The sequence below is a fragment of the Arthrobacter sp. ZGTC131 genome (assembly GCF_002929275.1).
Taxonomy (GTDB): Bacteria; Actinomycetota; Actinomycetes; order Actinomycetales; family Micrococcaceae; genus Arthrobacter.
Genome location: NZ_PJIK01000003.1, coordinates 358,645 through 377,623, shown reverse-complemented (window position 1 = coordinate 377,623; position 18,979 = coordinate 358,645). Strand labels below are relative to the sequence as shown.

Annotated in this window: 16 protein-coding genes and 1 tRNA gene; 5 read left to right on the top strand and 12 right to left on the bottom strand. The window is 66.3% G+C overall.

Going from position 1 to position 18,979, the window contains the following annotated elements; genetic code table 11:
• Positions 1 to 15: 15 nt before the first annotated feature.
• The 3 genes from CXQ90_RS06825 to CXQ90_RS06815 all read right to left on the bottom strand — a co-directional run bounded on the left by CXQ90_RS06825 (position 16) and on the right by CXQ90_RS06815 (position 2,505).
• A complete protein-coding gene (locus tag CXQ90_RS06825; protein WP_104137921.1) occupies positions 16 to 942 on the bottom strand; it encodes an AEC family transporter in 927 nt (308 codons plus the stop codon).
• 142 nt (positions 943 to 1,084) lie between these two features.
• On the bottom strand, positions 1,085 to 1,513 hold the full coding sequence (gene panD / locus CXQ90_RS06820; RefSeq protein ID WP_181038456.1) for an aspartate 1-decarboxylase: 429 nt from the start codon (positions 1,511 to 1,513) through the stop codon (positions 1,085 to 1,087).
• Positions 1,514 to 1,572: 59 nt separating this feature from the next.
• Complete coding sequence (locus CXQ90_RS06815; RefSeq protein ID WP_104137917.1) at positions 1,573 to 2,505, bottom strand: LysR substrate-binding domain-containing protein; 933 nt, start codon at positions 2,503 to 2,505, stop codon at positions 1,573 to 1,575.
• A gap of 156 nt (positions 2,506 to 2,661) precedes the next feature.
• Here CXQ90_RS06815 and CXQ90_RS06810 point away from each other — a divergent pair, with 156 nt between their 5' ends.
• Together CXQ90_RS06810 and CXQ90_RS06805 are read left to right on the top strand one after the other, a co-directional pair.
• Entirely contained in the window at positions 2,662 to 4,125 is a 1,464-nt protein-coding gene (locus CXQ90_RS06810) for an amino acid permease (protein WP_104137916.1), read from the top strand.
• Between the two features lie 436 nt (positions 4,126 to 4,561).
• On the top strand, positions 4,562 to 8,083 hold the full coding sequence (locus CXQ90_RS06805) for a bifunctional proline dehydrogenase/L-glutamate gamma-semialdehyde dehydrogenase (protein ID WP_104137915.1): 3,522 nt from the start codon (positions 4,562 to 4,564) through the stop codon (positions 8,081 to 8,083).
• 101 nt (positions 8,084 to 8,184) lie between these two features.
• Here the strand turns inward: CXQ90_RS06805 and CXQ90_RS06800 are convergent, their stop codons facing one another.
• Positions 8,185 to 8,442, bottom strand: coding sequence for a hypothetical protein (locus tag CXQ90_RS06800; RefSeq protein WP_258064387.1), 258 nt, complete (start codon positions 8,440 to 8,442; stop codon positions 8,185 to 8,187).
• A 161-nt stretch (positions 8,443 to 8,603) separates the two neighbouring features.
• On the bottom strand, positions 8,604 to 9,458 hold the full coding sequence (locus CXQ90_RS06795; RefSeq protein WP_104137913.1) for a LysR substrate-binding domain-containing protein: 855 nt from the start codon (positions 9,456 to 9,458) through the stop codon (positions 8,604 to 8,606).
• A 179-nt stretch (positions 9,459 to 9,637) separates the two neighbouring features.
• On the opposite strand from CXQ90_RS06795, the gene CXQ90_RS06790 reads away from it, so the two are divergent.
• A complete protein-coding gene (locus CXQ90_RS06790; protein WP_104137912.1) occupies positions 9,638 to 10,966 on the top strand; it encodes an MFS transporter in 1,329 nt (442 codons plus the stop codon).
• Positions 10,967 to 10,969: 3 nt separating this feature from the next.
• Here CXQ90_RS06790 and CXQ90_RS06785 read toward each other — a convergent pair whose 3' ends face one another.
• From CXQ90_RS06785 to CXQ90_RS06780, 3 genes are all read right to left on the bottom strand, one after another.
• Positions 10,970 to 12,133, bottom strand: coding sequence for a N(5)-(carboxyethyl)ornithine synthase (locus CXQ90_RS06785; protein ID WP_104137910.1), 1,164 nt, complete (start codon positions 12,131 to 12,133; stop codon positions 10,970 to 10,972).
• A complete protein-coding gene (locus tag CXQ90_RS22300; RefSeq protein ID WP_181038455.1) occupies positions 12,130 to 12,276 on the bottom strand; it encodes a hypothetical protein in 147 nt (48 codons plus the stop codon). Before CXQ90_RS22300 ends, CXQ90_RS06785 begins: the two co-directional genes overlap by 4 nt.
• Before the next feature lie 89 nt (positions 12,277 to 12,365).
• Positions 12,366 to 12,439, bottom strand: a tRNA-Gly gene (locus tag CXQ90_RS06780).
• A gap of 243 nt (positions 12,440 to 12,682) precedes the next feature.
• On the opposite strand from CXQ90_RS06780, the gene CXQ90_RS06775 reads away from it, so the two are divergent.
• Positions 12,683 to 13,129, top strand: coding sequence for an SRPBCC family protein (locus tag CXQ90_RS06775; protein ID WP_104137909.1), 447 nt, complete (start codon positions 12,683 to 12,685; stop codon positions 13,127 to 13,129).
• A 45-nt stretch (positions 13,130 to 13,174) separates the two neighbouring features.
• Here CXQ90_RS06775 and CXQ90_RS06770 read toward each other — a convergent pair whose 3' ends face one another.
• On the bottom strand, positions 13,175 to 14,842 hold the full coding sequence (locus CXQ90_RS06770) for a CAP domain-containing protein (RefSeq protein WP_104137907.1): 1,668 nt from the start codon (positions 14,840 to 14,842) through the stop codon (positions 13,175 to 13,177).
• 260 nt (positions 14,843 to 15,102) lie between these two features.
• Between CXQ90_RS06770 and dcd the strand changes: the two genes are divergently transcribed.
• Positions 15,103 to 15,678, top strand: coding sequence for a dCTP deaminase (gene dcd, locus CXQ90_RS06765; protein WP_056625625.1), 576 nt, complete (start codon positions 15,103 to 15,105; stop codon positions 15,676 to 15,678).
• Between the two features lie 76 nt (positions 15,679 to 15,754).
• Here dcd and CXQ90_RS06760 read toward each other — a convergent pair whose 3' ends face one another.
• The 3 genes from CXQ90_RS06760 to CXQ90_RS06750 all read right to left on the bottom strand — a co-directional run bounded on the left by CXQ90_RS06760 (position 15,755) and on the right by CXQ90_RS06750 (position 18,933).
• Complete coding sequence (locus CXQ90_RS06760) at positions 15,755 to 16,939, bottom strand: cation:proton antiporter (RefSeq protein WP_104137905.1); 1,185 nt, start codon at positions 16,937 to 16,939, stop codon at positions 15,755 to 15,757.
• A gap of 5 nt (positions 16,940 to 16,944) precedes the next feature.
• Complete coding sequence (locus tag CXQ90_RS06755; protein ID WP_104137904.1) at positions 16,945 to 17,427, bottom strand: cation:proton antiporter regulatory subunit; 483 nt, start codon at positions 17,425 to 17,427, stop codon at positions 16,945 to 16,947.
• 102 nt (positions 17,428 to 17,529) lie between these two features.
• On the bottom strand, positions 17,530 to 18,933 hold the full coding sequence (locus CXQ90_RS06750) for an MFS transporter (RefSeq protein WP_104137902.1): 1,404 nt from the start codon (positions 18,931 to 18,933) through the stop codon (positions 17,530 to 17,532).
• Positions 18,934 to 18,979: the final 46 nt, after the last annotated feature.

Below are 18,979 nucleotides of genomic sequence, written 5' to 3'. Positions count from 1 at the left end.
AATCCGGGTGGGTTATCACGTCAGCAGCAGAGCCACGCCGATCATGGCGGGTACTGCTACAACGGTGGTAATGAGCACGGTGTCCTTGGCGACCGTGAGGCCGGTCTTGTACCGGCTGGCCGCCACGAAGACGTTCTGGGCAGTGGGCAGGGCGGAAGTCACCACGGCGGCGAACAGCGCGTGGCCGTCAAGGCCCAGGGCGAAGCGGGCAAATACATAGGCGATCGCCGGGTGGACGATGAGCTTGAAGGCGCTCGCCAGCAGGGCGTCAACCCGGCGTCCCTGAGATGCCTGGAGCGGCCTCGAGCCGTTCAGGCTCATTCCGAAGGCCATCAGCATGGCCGGAATGGCGGCGCCACCGATCAGGTGGATGGGCTGCAGGACCAACTCGGGGACCTGCCAGCCGGTGCCGGCCACCGCCAGGCCCAGCGCCGAGCCCACGATCATCGGGTTCTTGAGGATCATCGCGGCGAAACGCAGCGGGGTGGTGCGGTGCGAGCTTGTGGTCGAATCGAGGGCCATGAGCAACAGCGGCGTGAAGAACGCCAGCTGGAAGATCAGCAGGGGAGCCACATAGCTGGCGTCCCCGAGGACGTACACGGCGATCGGAATGCCCAGGTTGGCCGAGTTCGCCAAGGAGGCGCTCATCGACGACATGAGCGATTCGGGCACGCTGCGCTTGAGGAGGAACCTGACAATGACGAAGAACAAGGCGGCGGTGGCAACGGCGCCCACCGCGGCAACGAGCAGGGGAGCGGCGAAGACGTCATGGAGCCGGGCCTTGCTCAGCGTCTCGAACAGCAGGGCCGGGCTGGCCACAAAGAAGGTCAGCGCGCTGAGGACCTGGCGTGCGTTGTCGCCGAGGATGCCTCTCCTGCCGACGAACATGCCTACCAGAATGATGCACCAGACGACGAAAAACCCCGCGAGGACGCCTAGCATCCGGGTGCCTCCGAAGGCTCGGGTTTACAGGCGGTGGCGTCCACCATCCCAGCCTAATCAGATTTATTCAGCGGCGGTCACCTTGTGGCCGGGATCTCGCTATTCGGTCGGCCAGATGCCCTGGGTCAGTTGAGACGCGCTTTCAGCTGCACGTGGCGTTGTTCAACGCGAACGGCGGGCGCATGAGGCCGGCGGTGTGGCCCTCTGCGGGATCGTTGCCGATCTGGACAATCCTGTTGTCCTTGTCCACATGGACCACCTTGGGATCGTAGGCCTTGGCCTCTTCCGTGGTCATCTGTGCGTAGGTGATCAGGATGACGATGTCGTTTTCGTGCATCAGGTGCGCGGCCGCGCCGTTGATCCCGATGACGCCGGAACCACGCTCGCCAGCGATGGTATAGGTCTCCAGGCGGGCTCCGTTGGTGACGTCCACAATGGCCACGAGCTCGCCAGGCATGATGTCGGCAGCATCCAGCAGGTCCAGGTCCACGGTGACGGAACCCACGTAGTGCAGGTCCGCGTGCGTGACAGTGGCGCGGTGGATCTTGGACTTAAACATTGTGCGATTCATAACGTGAACAGTCTAACGCCGGGGTCAACGATGTGCTGTGACGCGGAACACCTGGTCCGCTAGCCCGGTTGTGCATCCGATTCTTCCTGGGCGGCCGCGATGGAGGCGGCGGTCGCGGCCAGGATCTCGCGTGTGGCGAGGATGGCAGGCCGCTGGGCGCTGGAGCGGCGCACGGAGGTAAAGACCGTCCGGCGGGGCTTTCCCGGCAGTTCAGTCAGCTGGGCCGTGGTGCCGCGGCCGGTCCACACGAGGTCGGGCATCAGGGCAACGGCATTCCCGGACTCGATCAGGCGGATCTGGGCCTGAAGATCTGCCGTTTCGAAGCGCACGTCGGGTTCGAACCCGGCGCTCCTGCAGGCCTGTTCGGCCCAGTGCCGGGAGGCGGCGCCGCGCGGCTCCATGACCCACGGCATTTCCGCCGTGTCGGCGAGGGAGGTGACCTTGGCCCTGCCCTCCGCCTCAGCCGGCACCGCGAGCCTGATGGCGTCACCCGTCAGGCGGACGCGGTCCAGTTCCGGATAGCGGGGCGCTGCGTGGCCCGGATACTGCTCGGCTATCACGAGGTCGAAGTCCCGGGCCCACGTCTCATGCAGGGCCGTTTCAGGTTCGCGCTGGATCATTTCGATCCGCACCTCCGGGTAGCTTCCCGTCATCCGGGTCAGGGTGTCCGGCATGAGGGCCAATGCCGCGGACTGGAAAACTGCGATCCGGACCGTTCCGGAGACTGTGGTGAGTGACGCAGCCAGATCCGCCTCGGCCTGCTCCAGCGTCTCAAGAAGCTGCGCGGTATGGGCCACAAGGACTTCGGCCTGGGGCGTCAGCTGAACCCTGCGGCCGGTTTTTCTGAGCAATTCCACCCCCACTTCCTTCTCAAGGAGGGCCAATTGCTGGGAAACTGAGGACGGACTGTACTGCAGGGCTGCGGCCACCTCGGCGAGGGTGCCCCGGATCTTCAGCTCGCGGAGCAGCCTCAACCGTCGAACATCGAGCACGGGCTGTTCCTTTGAATCGAATTGAATGGTTAAACTAACGAATAATGGTTAGAAGTATCCACTTTATCTAATGCAATGTTACTTGCATACTGATCAGATTGAGTTACCCCCATCACAGGGCTGATTGATGGGGCCGCACCTACGCAGGAGTCCCTGATGAGTACAAACGATCCCACCCAGTCCATTTTGCGGCGCAAGCCGATCGATGACATCGAGATAGAGAACAAGCACAGCGGCCTGTTCAAGTCCCTCGGGCTGTGGCAGCTCACCGCCATCGGCGTCGGCGGCATCATCGGCGTCGGCATCTTCTCGTTGGCCGGGCTGGTTGCCCACGGCAGCGAAGACACTCCGGGTGTAGGCCCGGCCGTGCTGATTTCCTTCCTGATCGCGGGCCTGGCCTCGGCGGCCGCGGCGCTCTCCTATGCGGAGTTCGCCGGCATGATCCCGCGGGCAGGCTCCGCCTACACGTACGGCTACGTGGCGCTGGGCGAAATCATCGGCTGGTTCATCGGCTGGGACCTCCTGCTCGAATACATCGCCATCGTGGCGGTGGTGGCCATCGGCATCTCCGGCTACTTCGATGCATTCCTGTCCGGCATCGGCGTCCACATGCCCGTGTGGATGACGTCCACCCCGGATGAAGGCACGGGCGGCATCGTCAACATCCCCGCAATTGTCGTCTGCCTGATCGTCACCTGGATCCTCTCCCGCGGCACCAAGACCTTCGGCCGTTTTGAGCTGATCGCGGTGGCCATCAAGGTGGTCCTGATCCTGTTCATCATCGGTCTGGGCGTCTTCTACATCAACGCCGAAAACTTCAATCCGTTCATGCCCAGCGGCTTCGGCCCCGTCCTGGCCGGATCCGCGACAGTGTTCTTCGCTGTGTTCGGTTATGACGCCATGAGCACCGCGGCTGAAGAAGCCACCGACGGCAAGAAGCACATGCCCAAGGCCATCATCCTGTCCCTCATCATCGCCATGCTGCTCTACGTGGCGGCAACGCTGGTGCTCACGGGTATGCAGAACTACAGGGACATCGATCCGGCCGCCGGATTCGCGTCCGCGTTCACCAGCGTGGGCCTGCCTGTCATCGCCACCATCATCTCCGTGTTCGCTGTGCTGTCCATCCTTACCGTGATGCTCACCTTCCTCCTGGGTGTCACCCGCGTGTGGTTCTCCATGAGCCGCGACGGACTCCTGCCGGGCTGGTTCTCGAAGACAGACCGGCACGGCACCCCGCAGCGCGTCACGTGGATCGGCGGCATCGCCTCCGCCCTGCTTGCCGGCGTGTTTCCCATCAAGGCCGTGGCCGACCTCACCAACATCGGCATCCTGGCCGCGTTCGTGGTGGTGTGCTTGGCGGTGATCATCTTCCGCTACAAGAAGCCGGACGCACCGCGCACGTTCCGCCTGCCGCTCATGCCGGTGGTTCCCGCCTTCGGTGTCCTTGCTTCGGCGCTCCTGATGTTCCAGCTGCACTGGGAGACCTGGATGCGCTTCGGCATTTGGCTTGTCATCGGGCTGGTCATCTACTTCGGCTACGGCCGCAGGCACTCGCTGATGAACCCGAACAGCCCGCGGCATGAAGAGGCCGTGGAGATGCACACCCCCGTGACCTAGCAACCCGAACGCTCTCTCACCTCCTGCAGCAAATCACAGGACGCTCTCTCGCATGTTGAGCGATATGGACGAACCCCCTCTCACCCCGTGAGAGGGGGTTCGTGCTTTCTCTGCAGGAAGTGAGAGAGCGTCCGGGGGAGCCGCCGGGAGGTGGGAACGCGTCTGGGGGAGGCGCCGGGAAGTGAGAGAGCGTCTGGGGGGGGAGGCGCCGGGAAGTGCGAGAGCGTCTGGGGGAGCCGCCGGGAAAGTGGGAGGGCGTGGTTTGGGCGGTGGAAAAGGCTCGGTTTTCCGCGGTTTTCCGAACGGTCGGACGGGATTTTGAGCATTTGGTTTTACTAACCTGTATTGCTCAGAAAACATCGCTTTATCTTATGTGATTGCAGGCTCATACTGATGAGTAAGACGGTCACCACCCACGGAAAGAACGAGAAAAGCCATGACCCACACCGCAACGGATCACCGTGTTTCAGGCAAGGACGCCGCTGAGACCCGCGCCGTCGCCACCCGCCCGGCCGGCTCCGACGTCGCCGAGGCCACAGCCCTGGCCAGCGAAGCCACCGCACTGGTGCGCCGCTGGCTTACGGAGGCCGCCAAGGTCCCCGTCGACGCCTCCGCTGAACAGCTCGCCGGCGTCCTCAAGGACCCGAACGGCCTGGAGTTCACGGTGGGCTTCGTGGACGGCGTGGTCCGTCCGGAAGACCTGCACGTGGCCGCCCGCAACCTGGCCGCCCTCGCCCCGAAGGTTCCGGCCTTCCTGCCGTGGCACATGCGCAGCGCCGTGCGGCTCGGCGGCACCATGGCCCCGGTCCTGCCGCAGGTGGTCATTCCGATCGCCCGCCGCGTCCTCCGTGAAATGGTGGGTCACCTCATCGTCGACGCCACCGAGGCAAAGCTGGGCCCGGCCATCGCCAAGATCCGCAAGGACGGCATCAAGCTCAACGTGAACCTCCTCGGCGAGGCTGTCCTGGGCGAGCACGAGGCATCCCGCCGGCTCGAGGGCACCCACACGCTGCTGGCCCGCCCCGACGTCGACTACGTGTCCATCAAGGTGTCCTCCACGGTGGCGCCGCACTCCGCCTGGGCCTTCGATGAGGCCGTGGAACACGTCGTCGAAAAGCTCACCCCGCTGTTCGCCCGCGCGGCCTCGTTCCCCGACGCCAAGTTCATCAACCTGGACATGGAGGAATACAAGGACCTGGACATGACCATCGCGGTCTTCACCCGGATCCTCGACAAGCCGGAGTTCAAGAACCTCGAGGCCGGCATCGTGCTGCAGGCCTATCTTCCGGACGCGCTGTCCGCCATGATCCGCCTGCAGGACTGGGCCGCTGCCCGCCGTGCCGACGGCGGCGCCGCCATCAAGGTCCGCGTGGTCAAGGGCGCCAACCTGCCCATGGAGCAGGTGGAGTCCTCGCTGCACGACTGGCCGCTGGCCACATGGGGCACCAAGCAGGATTCGGACACCAACTACAAGCGGGTCATCAACTACTCGCTGCACCCGGACCGGATCACGAACATCCGGATCGGCGTGGCCGGCCACAACCTCTTCGACATCGCCTTCGCCTGGCTCCTGGCCAAGCAGCGCGGCGTGGAAGCCGGCATCGAATTCGAGATGCTCCTCGGCATGGCGCAGGGCCAGGCTGAAGCCGTGAAGAAGGATGTCGGATCGCTGCTGCTCTACACCCCCGTGGTGCACCCGGCGGAGTTTGACGTCGCCATCGCCTACCTGATCCGCCGCCTCGAAGAGGGCGCCAGCCAGGACAACTTCATGTCCGCAGTCTTTGAACTCAGCGAGAACGAGGCACTGTTCGAGCGCGAAAAGCAGCGCTTCCTGTCCTCCCTTGCAGAACTCGACGACGACGTTCCGGCGCCGAACCGCCGGCAGAACCGCAGCCTCCCGGCCGAGCCGATGCCCCACGACGGCTTCCGGAACACCCCGGACACTGACCCGTCCCTGCCCGCCAACCGTGACTGGGGCCGCGCCATCCTGGACCGCGTTCCGGCGTCGACCCTGGGCAACGCCTCCGTGGCGGCCGCGACCATCTCTGACGCCGAAACGCTCAACACGGTGATCGAAACCGCCGTCGAAAAGGGCAAGGCCTGGGGCGCACTGTCCGGGGCCGAACGTGCCGAGATCCTGCACCGGGCCGGCGAAACCCTCGAGGCCCGCCGTGCGGACCTGCTCGAGGTCATGGCCAGCGAGACCGGCAAGACCATCGACCAGGGCGACCCCGAGGTCAGCGAGGCTGTGGACTTCGCCCACTACTACGCCGAGTCGGCACGCAAGCTCGACGACGTCGACGGCGCCACCTTCGTTCCGGCGAAGCTCACCGTGGTGACCCCGCCGTGGAACTTCCCGGTGGCCATCCCCGCCGGTTCCACCCTCGCGGCGCTCGCCGCCGGCTCCGCCGTCGTCATCAAACCTGCCAAGCAGGCCCGCCGCAGCGGCGCCGTCATGATCGAAGCCCTGTGGGAGGCCGGCGTGCCCCGCGACGTGCTGACCATGGTGCAGCTGGGCGAACGTGAGCTCGGCCAGCAGCTGATTTCGCACCCGTCCGTGGACCGCGTGATCCTCACCGGCGGCTACGAGACGGCTGAGCTGTTCCGGTCCTTCCGCAAGGACCTGCCGCTCCTGGCCGAGACCAGCGGCAAGAACGCCATCATCGTGACCCCGAGCGCGGACCTGGACCTCGCCGCCAAGGACGTGGCCTACTCCGCGTTCGGGCACGCCGGGCAGAAGTGCTCGGCCGCGTCGCTGGTGATCCTGGTGGGCTCTGTGGCCAAGTCCAAGCGGTTCCACAACCAGCTGATCGACGCCGTGACCTCCCTGAAGGTGGGCTACCCGGAAGACCCCACGAGCCAGATGGGCCCGATCATCGAGCCCGCCAGCGGCAAGCTGCTCAACGCGCTCACCACGCTGGGTGAAGGCGAGAACTGGGCCGTTGAGCCGCGGAAGCTGGACACCACCGGCAGGCTGTGGAGCCCGGGCGTCCGCTACGGCGTGCGCCGCGGGTCCTACTTCCACCTGACCGAATTCTTCGGCCCGGTCCTGGGTGTCATGACCGCCGAGACCCTCGAAGAAGCCATCGCCCTCCAGAACCAGATCGAATACGGCCTCACCGCGGGCTTGCACTCCCTCAACACCGAGGAACTCGGACTGTGGCTGGACACCATCCAGGCCGGAAACCTGTACGTCAACCGCGGCATCACCGGGGCCATCGTGCAGCGCCAGCCGTTCGGCGGCTGGAAGAAGTCAGCGGTCGGCGCCGGAACCAAGGCGGGCGGGCCCAACTACCTCGCCGGCCTCGGCGACTGGACCAGCAAGGAAAGCGCGCAGGGCTCAACGGCCCGCATTTCCAGCCAGGGCGTGCGGCGTCTCGTGGATTCCGTGAAGAGTGAATTCACGGCCGCCGAGCTCGGCCAGCTGCAGCGGGCACTGGGCTCCGACGCCCTCGCCTGGGCTGACGAATTCGGTACGGCCAAGGACGTGTCCGGACTCGGTGCCGAGCGGAACATCTTCCGTTACCGTGCCCTGCCGGTCACCGTCCGGCTGTCCGACGGCGGATCCCTCCCCGCGCTCGTCCGGACAGTAGCCGCCGGCGTACTTGCCGGCTCGCGCCTGACCGTCTCCACCGGCGTCGAACTTCCGGCGCAGTTGCGTGCCGTACTGACCGGCCTGGACATCGCCGTCACGGCGGAGGACGACGCCGCGTGGCTGGCCTCCGCGGGCAGGCTCGCCGCCGCCGGCAAACTGTCCGGCGCCCGCATCCGCCTGATCGGGGGCTCCGCGGCGGCACTGGCCGAGGCGACGGGCGGCCGCCCGGACCTGGCCATCTACGCGCACGAGGTGACGGAGGCCGGGCGCATCGAGATGCTTCCGTACCTGCACGAGCAGGCCGTCAGCATCACGGCGCACCGCTTCGGAACGCCGAACCACCTGTCCGATTCGCTGATCTAGCCGACTCACGTGCCTTAGGAAGGCAACAACGGGCGGGCGCCATCCGGCGCCCGCCCGTTCGTTCACCCGTGCGGTCTTGGCATATTGCTGCTGGTGCGGTCTTAGCCCAGGTACCAGCCGGGCGGAGCCCAGGATGAGGGGACGCTGTGGGCGGAAAAGTCCTCGCACCGGGTGCAGGTGTAGGCGACTTCGCCCAGCGTCCTGACGGTGCCGTCATGGCGGTACTTCGGCGGAATGAAGGACTCGAGGTAAATGAATTCGTCGGTTCCGCACTTTTCGCAGTTGGGCTTGCCAACATATTCGGTGTCGACTGTCAGAGAGTGGTGTGGGAAGTGGCGGTGGTTGGCGGCTGTGGTCACGGCATACCTATCCCGAACAGGGCGGGCATCGTCGCCGGGCACCCGTTCGTCTTCGAAACCTTCTTGTTATCAGCCGCTGCATGACTGACAACATTGCCAGCATAGGCCCGCTGCGAACGGTTATCAATCATTTTTTCGCCCGTACCCCCGGCGGACGTGGCTCAAACGGGCTTCTTGAGTGTCCTTCCCAGGATTGCCTGGGTCAGTGCATCGATGACCTCGGCGTTGGCCAGCGGGTTCCGAATCAGGGTGAAATCGACGTCGCCCACCGGCGGCAGCTCGAAGCGGCGCGTGATGACCTTCAGGTCCTCCGGCACCAGCGAGGACGGCATGACTGCCACGCCGATGCCGGCGCGGACCGCCGCCAGTACGCCGCTGATCTGCTTGGTGGTGCACGTGATGCGCCACGTCCGGCCCACGGATTCGAGGGCGTCGATGGCGAGTTTCCGGCTCAGGCTGGGCGACGGGTAGGCGATCAGCGGCACCGGGTCGCCGGGCTCCAGGGCGGTCTGCTCGAGGCCAACCCAGGAAAAGGAATCGTGCTGGACGACGGTGCCGTCCTTTGCCCCGGCCACCCACTTCACAAAGACCAGGTCCAGCTGCCCTGAGTTGAGCCGCTTGTACAGCTGGTCGCTCTGGCCGACCGTGAGCTCAAGGTTGATTTGAGGATAGATCTGCCGGAACTCCCGCAGGATGCGCGGAAGCCCCGTGATGGCCAGGTCGTCCGCCGTGCCGAACCGCAGGCGGCCGCGCATGGCAGAACCGGAGAAGTAGCGCGCTGCGGCGTCGTGGGCCGCGAGGATGTTCCGGGCGAAGCCGGCCATCGCATCGCCGTTGTCCGTCAGCCGGACGTCCCTGGTGTCGCGGGTGATCAGCATCCGCTTGGCCGCGGTCTCCAGTTTGCGCACATGCTGGCTGACGGTCGGCTGGGCGAGGCCCAGGCGGTCGGCGGCCTTGGTGAAGCTCAAGGTCTCGGCAACGGCGAGGAACGATCGAAGCTGTGCCGGTTCAAACATGCGCTCTCCTGGGTTGCGTCCGCCGTCCTGCCGGGCTGCAGCGGCGGGCTGACACCGGCCCGCACAGCCAGCATTACGATCCGCAATGCTAGTTATAGGACCAATAGTCTTACATAATCCTTCTCCTCCACCCTAGCGTTAGAGGCATCCCCGCCGGCCCGCTCTCCTGAGGAACTCCTGTGACACCCCCACCGCCGCCAACGGCCACCGTCACCCAGCCCGTCGCCGTCGTCAGTGAACGCCTTCCCTGGCGCCATACCTTCATTTCCCTTCGAGTCCCCAATTTCCGCATCTTTGCGATCGGCCATTTCGTGGCCGTCATCGCCCTCTGGATGCAGCGGATCGCACAGGACTGGCTGGTGCTTCAGCTCTCCGGATCCGTCACTGCCGTCGGCATTACCGTGGCGCTGCAGTTCATGCCGTCGCTGGTGCTCGGCCCCTGGGGCGGGATGATGGCGGACCGGTTCGCGAAGCGCAGGATCCTGATCATCTGCCAGTCTGTCGCCGCTGCCCTGGCGGCCGCCCTCGCAGTCCTCGCGCTGGGTGGCGGAATCGAGGTCTGGCACGTGTATGTCATCGCGTTCGTTCTGGGCCTGGTCACGGTGCTGGACCAGCCGGCGCGGCAGGTGTTCGTCCATGAGCTCGTGGGGCCGCGGTACCTGCGCAATGCCATCAGCGTGAACTCCACGACGTTCCAGCTGGGCGGGCTCATCGGCCCGGCGATCGCCGGCGTGCTGCTCACGGCGGTCGGGGCCGGCTGGGCCTTCGCCGCGAATGCGGTGGCCTGCTGTTCCACGGTGGCCATGCTGCTCCTTCTGCGCAAGGACCAGCTGTTTGTCAGCACGCCGGCGCCGAAGCGCAAGGGCATGCTGCGCGAAGGGCTGCGGTATGCACTCAGCAAGCCCACCATCTACTGGCCGTGGCTGATGGCCGGCTTCATCGCGGTGTTCGCCATGAGCCTGCCGGTGCTGCTCGCCGCGTTTGCGGACCGGGTCTACGGCATCGGCGCCGGCGGGTACGGGATGCTGAACGCGCTCGTGGCGCTGGGCGCGCTGGCCGGAGCGGTGGCGTCAACCCGGCGCCGGCAGTTGCGGCTGCGGTCCGTGGTGTTCGGCGCAGGGATGTACGGGCTCATGCTGTGCGTGTCCGCCTTCGCACCATCCCTCGCCTGGTTCGGCGCCGCCATGGTGCTGTCAGGTTTCTGGTGCCTGATGTTCCTCACGGCCTCCAACCAGCTGGTCCAGATCAGCTCCAACATGGGCATCCGCGGCCGGGTGATGAGCCTCTACATCATGGTGCTGATCGGCGGCCAGGCGATCGGCGGCCCCATGATCGGGTCCATCGCCGAGCACCTGGATCCGCACGCCGCCCTCCTGGTGGCGGGCGGCGTGCCGGCACTCGCGGCGGTGACAGTCGCCGTCGTACTCGCCCGCAAGGGTGAGCTGAAGCTCAAGGTGGACTTCCGCGACCGCCGGCGCCTGCTGCGTGTGGTGCAGCGGGCCGCCTGAGGCTCAGCTTCCCGGCAGCACGTTGTGCGGGTAATCAGCTTCCCGGCGCTGGAACTCCAGCACGTCCTTGTTGATGATCGCGCCGTCGCGGATCTCGATGGCGCGGGCGACGGTGTCGCTGTCCTTCCACGCGGCGGGGCCGGACATGACGGTCTCCAGGAAGGGCAGGAGTGCCTCGCTGATTTCCCAGCTCGAGGAGTTCCAGAGGTAGGACGGGCTGTGGTCCACCGCGTAATAGTCGATGTGGTCGCCCACGGTGAACATTGGTTCGGTGAACGTGGTGGTCTTGGCCCAGCTGAAGCCCATGCCCTCGTCGCAGGAGACGTCCACAATCAAACTTCCCGGCCGGAATGCGCCCAGGTCCTCGGTCCGCAGGTAGGTCAGCGGATTATTGGGGTCCTGCAGCGTGCAGTTGACCACGATGTCGCTCTCGGCCAGGAACGGGGCCAGCGGGACGCGGCCGCGCTCGGTGATGACCTGGCTGAGGAACGGCGCCTTGTCAGCGTGGTCGAACTGCGCGATCCGCACCGAATGGATGGGGGATCCCACCGCGGCCACACCCCTGTTGGTCAGCACCTGCACGTCATGGATGCCGTGGGCGTTCAGCGCAGTGACCGCCCCCCGTGCGGTGGCGCCGAAACCGATGACGACGGCGCTGAGCCGCCGGCCGTAGTCGCCGGTGGACCCGGTCAGGGCCAGGGCGTGGATCACCGAGCAGTAGCCTGCGAGTTCGTTGTTCTTGTGGAACACGTGCAGGCCGAACCCACCGTCGCTGGCCCAGTGGTTCATGGCCTCGAAGGCGATCAGCGTGAGTTTCTTGTCGATGGCCAGCTGAGTGATGGCGCGGTCCTGGACACAGTGCGGCCAGCCCCAGAGGACCTGGCCGTCGCGCAATTCGGCGAGGTCCTGCGGCTGCGGCTTGGGCAGCAGGACGACGTCGGCTTTCGCCAGCAGCTCTTCGCGGCTGGCCAGGCTGCCCACCAGCGGGGCGAGCTGGGCGTCGGAAAAGCCGAAGCGTTCGCCGTAGCCGTGCTCGAGGATCATCCGCTGGCGCAACTCCGGGGCGATGCGCTCAAGATGGAGGGGATGCAGGGGGAGGCGGCGTTCATCCGGTTTGCGTGACGACGAGACAACCCCGAGGGTGAGATGGTTCGGTGAGCCGGTCACTTCTTCTTTGCCGTCACCGGCTTGGCGCTGGTCTTGTCCAGTGAGCTGGCCGGTGCTGCGGCGGCTCTCTTGTCGGCGCGCTTTTCCTTGATGGATTTGCCGGATTTTTTGGATGCTGCTTGACGGGGGGACTTGTCAGCCATGGTTGCTCCTGTAGCGGAACCGAAGAGGTTCCTGACCTCTGACCATACAGGCAGCTGCCTAATGGGCCGCCGGGAACCGGCTGGGCAAATGGAGCGGCTGACGGGAATCGAACCCGCGTATCGAGCTTGGGAAGCTAGCGCTCTACCATTGAGCTACAGCCGCATCGCCCCGGATATCGCCGGCGCAAAACCTAGCTTAGCGCAGTTGCGTCGCCAGCCGGGTCACCTGCCGCTCCCTGCCCTGCGCGCGTCCTCCGGCAGGGCTCCGCCGGTGACTCCCGTAACTCTTCGGTAAAGGCCCGGTCAGGCTTCACCGGGGGTTCGCGCCGCTGGCTATCCTGAGTCCAGTTAGCTGCAGATCGGGGGAACGGGCTACGCACACCGCCCGACGCTGGAAAAGGATCCGATGGCATCTGCAGAACACGAGGTCCTCGTGCACCGCGGTGCCATGACGGTTTACGGCTTCCTGCTTGAAGGGCTGAACCTCCCGTCGTGGCAGGAAGGTATCCGCAGCATCAGCCTCAGTTCGGGCAGTGCCGGGAGCGCCGGTGCCCGGTATCAAGTGACCCTTACAGGGCCGGGGGGCCGTCCGGTCGCGGGGGACTTTGAGATCACGCACGTACGCCCGGGTGCCGAAATCCGGTTCCAGGTGGTGGCCGGGCCCTCTTTGCCGAGCGGCGGGTTCTACCTCAGCACGGAAGGCGCCGGAACGCGCGTGCGCTTCGCCCTCGAATGCCCTCTCAAAGGACTCCGGAGCCTCGCCCGTCCGGCCGTCCAGCGGAGGCTGAAAGCGCAGGTCGCACAGCTGGAGCGGCTCAGGGCCGTGCTCGAGGACAGTCCGACGGCGGACTAGGACTCCGCGCCCGGGCTGCGGTTCCGTTACGGCGCGGTTCCGGTATTACTGGGCGAGCCGCTGGCCGGTCCAGCTTCCTGGAACTGCTGACGGAGCGCTCAAGGCCCCGCCGCTGAGGCCCAGGTACTGCACCGAGTTGCCCGGCCTCTGCAGCGCCAGCCCGGCGGAATAGGCGCCCGTGACGTCCTTCAGGGAGCGGATCGCCGAGACATCGCCCCAGCCGCTGGCCACCGCTGCCCGGGCCTCGACCCGGGGCCACGGCGTGCCGGATCCCCGGTACAGGAGAACGTTCCCGTCGCCCTGGCGGGCCAGCAGATCCTGGAAACCGTCGCCGTCGAAATCCACCATGGCCAGTCGCGTCGCCGCGACTCCGGACGCGATCAGCGTGCGCTCAACCAGGTCGCCGGTGCCCCGGTTGGGGTACAGCCAGAGATTCGCCCCGGAGTCCAGGACCAGGAGCTGGGGAAGCCGGTTGGCCGAACACCATCCGCCGACTGTCAGCGTCAGCCCCGTCCAGCCGGACTGGCCGAGTGTGACGGGTGCGAGGAATCCGCCCGCCAGCGCCCCGGAATGCAGCGTCAGCCGGCCGTCCGCCCACTGCGCCAGCACGTCAAAGATGCCGTCGCGCTCCCAGTCCGTGACGAAAACGGCCTGGGCGGCGGCAAATCCGGACCCTGCAACTTCAGCCGGACCAAACAACCCGTTCCCGAGCGACGGGCGGTTGATCAATTGGCCGGCCGCGTCCACGGACAGCAGGTCACCGGCGCTCCTGATGGCCGCCGTGGCCAGGCCCAGGGTCGGCGGCATGTGCTTCACCAGGGGTTCGCACACATCGGCTGGCTGGACCGGGACAGCGGTGCTGCCGCCCGGGCTGGTTGCGGTCCCGGACGGAAGGCCGCTGTAACCGAAGAAGTTCACCACGCCCCACATGGTGTAGCGGCCGGGGTTGGTTTGCCAGTTGCCGTCCGTGAAGGTGATGCCGATGCCCACCACGCTGAACCGGGGATCAGTGAGGATGGCGTGATGGGCCGGGGAGCCCTTCCACCACTCGACGAGCTGCGCGGCGTCCCGGTCCCAGCGGACGGCGATGACCTCGCCCGCGCCGTTGTCCGGACTGAGCGCCCGGGCATCCGTCCAGAAGCCGGCCCGGTGCTCGATGACCTCGCGTGAGGCGATGCTGTCGGACCACTCCTGCGCCATGCCCGCAACGGCGGCGTGGTACATCACGGCGGGCAGGCCCAAGGATGCCCGGTAGGTGTTGATCGCGTTGAAGACGGCGCCGACCTGGGCAGCGTTGCTGTCCGGCACCAGTGCCTCGGGGGTCAGCGCTCGCGGGGCAGACCCCGGTTCCGGTTGGGCGCCTTCTGTCTGGGCCGGCTCCCGCGGAGAGACGAATGCGTCGTCCGGAGCCGAGAGCGGCGGGATGGAAGCCGGCTCCGGCGGACCGGCCGCAGCTGCTCCTGATGCGTCGCGGGCTGGCATCCCTGTGCCTGCCGCTTCCGGAGAGGTGGCTGTTTGCGATGACGTGGCGCGTTGCGTTGCCGTGACGGGTTCTGCGGCCGTTCCGGACGGGGCGGGGGACGGGGCAGGGGCGGCGAGGGCCGCCTCGGTGCCGGCCGCCGCGTTAGCCGCATCGGCGAGCGGCTGCCCGGGTGAGTGAGCCGCGGGCGCCGCTCCGCCGTCGTCGGACGTGGCCTGTGACGCGCCGGGCATGAGTGGTGCGGTCGGTCCCGCGGCAGTTGCAGCCGCCTGACCCCTTGGCTGCGACGGACCGCCTGGCCGCGCCGGATACCCGCCCGCCGCCGGTGCGGCCAACGCGAAGGCGCAAAGGACCGCAACGACGGCCTGGGCCGCAATCTTCTTCAAAACATCCCCAGCTCTATTTTGGGCCGTGTGACGTGAGACCGTCGGCCGGATTGTCCCGCAAGACTAGCGGCACGTGGCAGCGCCATCAATGCTGGTATTTTGGAGGCGTGCTGATCTCTGACCGCGACATTCGTGCCGAAATTGATTCCGAACGGATTGTTCTCGATCCGTACGACTCCGCGATGGTTCAGCCGTCCTCGGTGGACGTCCGGATTGACCGCTTTTTCCGGCTGTTCGACAACCACAAGTACGCGCACATCGACCCCGCGGAAGAGCAGCCCGAGCTGACCCGCCTGGTGGAAGTGGAAGAGGGCGAACCCTTCATCCTGCATCCCGGCGAGTTCGTGCTTGGCTCAACCTATGAGACCGTCACGCTTCCGGACGACATTGCCGCGCGCCTCGAGGGCAAGTCCTCGCTGGGCCGGCTGGGTCTGCTGACGCACTCCACCGCCGGGTTCATCGACCCCGGCTTCTCCGGCCACGTCACGCTGGAGCTGTCCAACATGGCCACGCTGCCCATCAAGCTGTGGCCCGGTATGAAGATCGGCCAGCTCTGCTTCTTCCGCCTGTCGTCCGCCGCCGAATTCCCCTATGGCTCCGGCGAATACGGCAACCGCTACCAGGGCCAGCGCGGACCCACCGCGAGCCGCAGCCACCTGAACTTCCACCGCACGGACATCTAGGTCCTCTTTCGGGCTGGCCTTTGCGGTTGATGAGCGGGACGAGGGCCGGGCCGTTGGGGCCGCGCCGCGCCAGGGTTCAGGCGGGGACGGCGTCGGGAGCTGCCGGCCGGGAGAATTTCTGCAGCACGGGCTCCACATACCGGGCAGCGAGGGGGCCAAGGATCGCCATCAGTAGGACATAGGCCGTTGCGAGGGCTGCAAGTTCGCTAGACGCGGCACCGGAAGCCACAGCCAAGCCGGCGATGACGATCGAGAACTCGCCGCGCGCAATGAGAGCAGCTCCTGTGCGGAACCGGCCGCGCCGCGCAATGCCTGCCCGCTTGGCCGCCCACACCCCTGTAACCATCTTCGTGGCGGCGGTGACTACGGCCAGGACTACCGCCCAGCCGAGTACCGGGGGGATGGATGCCGGATCCGTGTTGAGTCCGAAGGCCACGAAGAAGATGGCGGCGAACAGATCGCGCAACGGCTCAAGGATCCGCGTCGCGCTATGGGCCGTCGCACCTGAAATGGCGATGCCGAGCAAGAAGGCACCAACCGCGGCCGACACCTGCAACGCCGACGCCAAACCTGCAACCAGGAGCGCTGCACCCAACAGGTTGAGGAGGAAGACCTCGGAATTTTCGCTGTGCACTGCCTGGGAGACGCGATGGCCGTGCCGGAGCGCCACCGCCAGCACCACGGTGACCACCGCCAGAGAAATGCCCACAGTCAGCAGGCCTTCGAGGAAGCTGATCCCTGCCAGCGTTGCAGTGAGAATCGGTAGGTACATGGCCATCGCCAGGTCCTCGAAGACCAGGATTGAGAGAATCACCGGCGTTTCCCTGTTACCGATGCGGCCAAGGTCCGTGATGACCTTGGCCGCAATGCCGGAGGAAGAAATATAGGTGATCCCGCCCATCACCATTGCGCCTACCGGGCCCCATCCCAGCATCACGGCAAGAGCGGCTCCGGGAAGAAAATTCAAGACAAGGTCCAGGACACCGCCCTTCCAGGAGCGATGCATCCCGGTAACCAGCTCCGACGCCGAATATTCCAACCCGAGCATTAACAGCAGCAGGATCACACCGATCTCGCCGGAGAGATGCGCAAAACTCTGGATGCCTTCAAGCTTCATCAGCCCGCCGGCGCCGAAGAACAGGCCTCCCACCAGGTACAACGGGATGGGCGACATGCCGATGCGCCCTGCGAGCCGGGCCAGCAGGCCCAGGCTGAACACGACGGCCCCCAGTTCAATGAGGGTCAGTGCCAGCTCGTCCATCGGCGTCAGCCGTTGCGCAGGATATCGGCCGCTGTATCAAGCCCTTCTTGCGTACCGACGGCTACGAGCAGATCGCCTGAGTGAAGAACGACGTCGGGCCCCGGCGAGGGGACCACCTCACCCTCCCGCATGATCGCCACAATCGAAACGCCGCACCGGGTGCGGATGCAGGCCTTGCCCATGGGCTGGTTTTGGAACGGTGAGCCCGCGGTGATGGAGAACTGCCGGGTGACGATGCCCGGGACTTCGCGGTGCGCTTCGGTGAGCTTCATGGCCAGATGCTGGCCGCCCAGCAGGTTGCCCAGCGTGGCGGCTTCATCGCCGGTCAGCGGAATCGAGGCCTGGCAGGTGTCGGGATCGTCCCAGGCGGAGACGAACAGTTCTGTCTGGCCTTCGCGCAGTTCCACCACACCGATCCGCCGGCCGGAGGCCGTCATGAAGTCTTTGCGCCGGCCGAGGCCCGGGAGATCCGTCTCTTCCACGTTCATAGCATCAGCCTAGTCCGCGAAAGGACATTTACGGCCCTGATCCGCGCGGGAAACGGGGGCTTAAGCGTCCGTTCGCGCGGGGGGCTCAAGTGTCCGTTCGCGCTAGGCCTGGGGGACGACGGCGATTTCGGTTTCGCTGGGCGGCTTTACGGGGAGGAGGACCAGGAACCCGGCGAGGATCACCACCATGATGCCCAGGATGCCCCAGCGCTGGGCCTCCCCTTCGGCCACCAGGGGAGTGGCCACGGCGATGCAGACCGTGAACAGCGTCGGTGCCAGGAAGCTGACGGCGCGGCCGGTGGTTGCGTACAGGCCAAACAGCTCGCCGGATTCACCCTGCGGAGCCAGCCGGGCCAGGTAGGCGCGGGAGGATGCCTGGGCGGGGCCCACGAACAGGCAGAGGAAGAGCCCGAACACCCAGAAGGTGGTGCTGCCCGCCCAGTTCATCCCGAAGAACGTGTAATCGCCGTTGCCCAGCACCAGGATGACGGTGCCGGCGACCAGCAGCCCCACCAGCGAGCCAAGTATCACCCTTTTCGGGCCCACCCTGTCGTCCAGGAAACCGCCGATGACGGCGCCCACTGCCGCCACCACATTGCCGAAGATCGCGAAGAAGATGACCTGCGACAGTTCGAAGCCGAAAGTCCCGGCGGCTATGATCCCGCCGAAGGTGAACACCGCAGCCAGACCGTCACGGAAGATGGCGCTGGCCAGGAGGAAGAAGATGGTGTGCGGGCTGGTCCGGTAGATCGCCTTGATCCGGCGAACCAGCAGCCCGTAAGACGCCAGGAACCCGATGCGGGCGCTGCGCCGGGGCTTGGGCAGCTCCGGGACCGCGAACAGCACGGGCAGGGCGAAGATGAAAAACCACAGGGCAGAGAACACTGCCACGAGCCGGATGTTGAGGCTGTCCTGGGTTGAGGCGCCAAACCATTCAAAGCTGGGCTGGACGAAGAGCTGGAGCACAATCAGCAGGGCAACGATGCCGCCCAAGTACCCCATGCCCCAGCCGAAGCCGCTGATCTTGCCGATGTTCCGCGGCGTCGAGATCTGCGCCAGCATGGCGTTGTAGTTGACGCCGGCGAATTCGAAGAACACGTTGGCCAGGGCGATCAGTGAAACCCCCAGGAGGAGGAACTCCGGGCGGGGAAACACGAAGAAGCATAGGGCGGTCAGGAGGGCGACGGCGGCCGTGTTGACTCCCAGCCACAGCTTGCGCCGTCCGCCGGTGTCCGAGCGCTGGCCGGTGACAGGTGCGAGCACGGCGATGGCCGCCCCCGCGATGGCCAGAGCCCCGCCCAGCACCGCCGAGGCCTGATCTTCGCCGCCGAACGCCCTGGAGGTCAGGTACACGGTGAAGACGAACGTGGTCATGACCGCGTTGAACGCGGCGGACCCCCAGTCCCACGCCGCCCAGGCAAGGATGCGTCCCTTGTTGGACGCCTGGTTCCCGGCTTCGAGTTCCGAGGACGGCTGCGTGGCTTCGGGCGCGGCGGCGGAGTTCATACGGCGATGCTATCCGCCCGCGGCGAACACGGGACGGAAACTCTCC